The organism is Phenylobacterium sp., from assembly GCF_046590535.1.
Taxonomy (GTDB): Bacteria; Pseudomonadota; Alphaproteobacteria; order Caulobacterales; family Caulobacteraceae; genus Phenylobacterium.
The window spans coordinates 1-3376 of sequence record NZ_JBKJTG010000024.1; the positions used below are offsets into that span (position 1 = coordinate 1).

Below are 3376 nucleotides of genomic sequence, written 5' to 3' on the forward strand. Positions count from 1 at the left end.
GCTCATCACCGCCGCCTGCGGCGTGCCGGTCGCCAAGCACGGCAACCGTGCCGCCTCCTCGCGCTCGGGCGCCGCCGACGTTCTGACCGCGCTTGGCGTCAAGGTCGGGCTCGATTCGGCCGGGACCGAGCGCTGCCTGGCGGAGGCCAATGTCGGCTTCATGTTCGCGCCGACGCATCATGCCTCGATGCGCCATGTCGCGCCGGTGCGCACCGAGCTCGGCACGCGCACGATCTTCAACCTGCTCGGCCCGCTCTCCAACCCGGCCGGCGTGAAAAAGCAGCTTGTGGGCGCCTTCTCCGAAACCTGGCTGGAGCCGATGGTCAAGGTGCTCGATTCGCTGGGATCGCTGCGGATCTGGGCGGTGCATGGCTCGGACGGGCTCGACGAGATCACCACCACCGGGCCGACGCGGGTGATTGCGCTCGACGCCGGCAAGATCGAGAGCTTCAACATCAGCCCCGGCGATGTCGGGCTGAAGCTGGCGAAGCCGGAGGATTTGCGCGGCGGCGAGCCAGCGCAGAACGCGGCGGCGCTGCGCGCCGTGCTCGACGGGCAGAAGACGGCGTTTCGCGACATCGCCGCCTTCAATGCGGCCGCCGCCCTGGTGGTGGCGGGACAGGCCGGCGACCTGCGCGACGGGCTCAAGCGCGCCACAGCCGCCATCGACAGCGGCAAGGCGAGAGCGACGCTGGCGGCGCTGGTCGCCAGCTCGAACGCATGAGCCTGCGATGAGCGACATCCTCGCCCGCATCGAAACCTACAAGCGCGCCGAGATCGCGGCGGCGAAGATCGCCGTGCCGCAAGCCGAGATCGAGCGCCGGGCGAAGGCCGCGACGCCGGTGCGCGGCTTCACCGCCGCGCTCATCGCCCGGCACGCGGCCGGCAAGCCGGCGCTGATCGCCGAAATCAAGAAGGCGAGCCCGTCCAAAGGGCTGATCCGGGCCGATTTCGATCCGCCGGCGCTGGCCAGGGCCTATGCGGACGGCGGCGCGGCATGCCTCTCGGTGCTGACCGACGCGCCGTCCTTCGAGGGCCGACCGGAATTCCTCGAACAGGCGCGCCAAGCGAGCGGCCTGCCGGCCCTGTGCAAGGATTTCCTCTACGACACCTATCAGGTCTTCGCGGCGCGAGCCTGGGGCGCCGACTGCATCCTGATCATCATGGCCGGCGTCGACGACGCCACCGCCCAAGCACTGAACGAGACGGCCAGGGGGCTTGGCATGGACGTTCTGGTCGAGGTGCATGACGGAGCGGAACTCGACCGGGCGCTCAGGCTCGACAGCCGGCTGATCGGCATCAACAACCGCGATCTGCGCAGCTTTTCCGTCGATCTCGCCGTCACCGAGCACTTGGCGCCGCGCATTCCGGCCGACCGGCTGATCGTCGGCGAGAGCGGCATCTTCAGTCCGGCCGACATCGCCAGGCTGCGCCGCTGCCGGGTCGAGACCTTCCTCGTCGGCGAGAGCCTGATGCGCCAGCAGGACGTCGCCGCCGCCACCCGCGCGCTGCTCGCCGGCGCGCCGGAGGCGAGCGCGGCATGAGCCGGCTCAGCCATCTCGACGCGCAGGGCCAGGCGCATATGGTCGATGTCGGCGACAAGGACGAGACCGCGCGCATCGCCGTCGCCGAAGGCTGCGTCGTGATGCAGGCTGCGACGCTGGCGATCGTGCGCGATGGCGACGCCAGGAAGGGCGATGTGCTCGGCACGGCCCGCCTCGCCGGCATCATGGCGGCCAAGCGCACGTCCGAGCTGATTCCGCTGTGCCACCCGCTGATGCTGTCCAAGGTTTCCGTCGAGTTGACGCCTGCCGCCCCCGATGCGGTCGAGATCGAGGCGATGGTCAAGCTCACCGGCCAGACGGGGGTGGAGATGGAGGCGCTGACGGCGGTGACCGTCGCCGCACTCACCGTCTACGACATGTGCAAGGCCGCCGATCGCGGCATGCGGATCGAGTCGGTGCGCCTGGTGCACAAATCGGGCGGCAAGTCGGGCGAGTTCCAGGCAGCATGATCGCGCTGGAGGAGGCGCGGGGACGCATCCTCGGCGCGCTTTCACCGACACCGGCAGAGACTGTGGCGCTGCCTGAAGCCTGGGGCCGCGTCACGGCACGCCCGGTGGTGGCGCGGGTGACACAGCCGCCGGCCGATGTCTCCGCGATGGATGGCTACGCGGTGCGCGCGGGCGATGCCGTGGCCGGCGCGGTATTGCGCCGGATCGGCGAGGCGCCGGCGGGGCACCCGTTTTCGGGCATGATCGGCGCGGGCGAGACGGTGCGGATCTTCACCGGGTCCTTCATACCCCGGGGCGCCGACGCGGTCCTGCTCCAGGAGGATGCGCGCGAGGACGCCGCCGGCGTCACGGTGGGTGAGGCCGTGATGGCGGGCCGCTGGATCCGCCGCCGTGGCCTGGACTTCAGCGAAGGCGAGGCGCTGATACCTTCGGGGCGGCGCATGACCGCGCGCGATATCGGCCTGGCCGCAGCGTGCAACCACCCCTGGATCACGGTGCGGCGGCGACCGCGCATCGGCATCCTGGCCACCGGCGACGAGATCGCGCTGCCGGGCGAGCCGATCCCCGCGGGCGGCATCGTCTCCTCCAATGCGCATGCGCTTGCGGCCCTGGTGCGCGCCGGTGGTGGGGAGCCGGTGGTGCTGCCGATCGCCGCCGATGACCGCGCCGCGATCGCCGAAGCCGCGCAGGCGGCGCGCGCGTGCGACATGCTGGTGACCACCGGCGGGGCCAGCGTGGGGGAGCATGACCTGGTACAGGCCGCCCTCGGCCCCGAAGGTTTTGCGCTGGATTTTTGGCAGATCGCGATGCGGCCGGGCAAGCCGCTGATCTGGGGGCGGCTTGGGGCCACGCCCGTGCTCGGCCTGCCCGGCAATCCGGTGAGCGCGCTGGTCTGCGCGGTTCAGTTTTTGCTCCCCGCACTTGCGGTGCTGAGCGGGCTGCCCGCCGGCGCCCCGCCCACGGTGCGTGTGCTGACGGGCGCGGCGATCGCCGCCAATGACAAACGCTTCGATCATCTGCGCGCCACACTTGCCGAGGACGCCGAGGGCCGGTTGGTCGCCACGCCCTTCGCACGGCAGGACAGTTCCATGCTCGCGACATTGGCGCGCGCCGATGCGTTGGTGCTGCGCGCACCCTTGGCACCCGCGATGGCCGCCGGTTCCGAGGTGGAGGCCATCCTCCTCGCCCAGCTGGGAATCTGAGGCGCATTTTTTGTTTGACTGCGTCTATGGAACTTTTCTAGAACATCGGGACTGGTTGCCGCTTTGTTCGCCGATTCGCGGCGCCATCGGGAGAAGTTCCGCCCATGTTGACCCGCAAACAGCACGAATTGCTGATCTTCATCGACAAGCACCTGCGCAC

Annotated in this window: 4 protein-coding genes; all 4 read left to right on the forward strand. The window is 70.3% G+C overall.

Annotated features, from left to right (window positions below; translation table 11 throughout):
• On the forward strand, positions 1-724 hold a 724-nt coding region (trpD, locus tag ACLL81_RS01310; RefSeq protein ID WP_411286540.1), incomplete at its 5' end, for an anthranilate phosphoribosyltransferase.
• Positions 725-731: 7 nt separating this feature from the next.
• Positions 732-1544, forward strand: a complete 813-nt coding sequence (gene trpC, locus ACLL81_RS01315) for an indole-3-glycerol phosphate synthase TrpC (protein ID WP_411286541.1) — start codon at positions 732-734, stop codon at positions 1542-1544.
• Positions 1541-2014 (forward strand): cyclic pyranopterin monophosphate synthase MoaC, encoded by a 474-nt coding sequence (gene moaC, locus ACLL81_RS01320; RefSeq protein ID WP_411286542.1) that lies wholly within the window; start codon positions 1541-1543, stop codon positions 2012-2014. The genes trpC and moaC overlap by 4 nt, the downstream gene beginning before the upstream one ends.
• Positions 2011-3216: a gephyrin-like molybdotransferase Glp gene (glp, locus tag ACLL81_RS01325; protein ID WP_411286543.1), complete on the forward strand. Its 1206-nt coding sequence runs from the start codon at positions 2011-2013 to the stop codon at positions 3214-3216. Before moaC ends, glp begins: the two co-directional genes overlap by 4 nt.
• Positions 3217-3376: the final 160 nt, after the last annotated feature.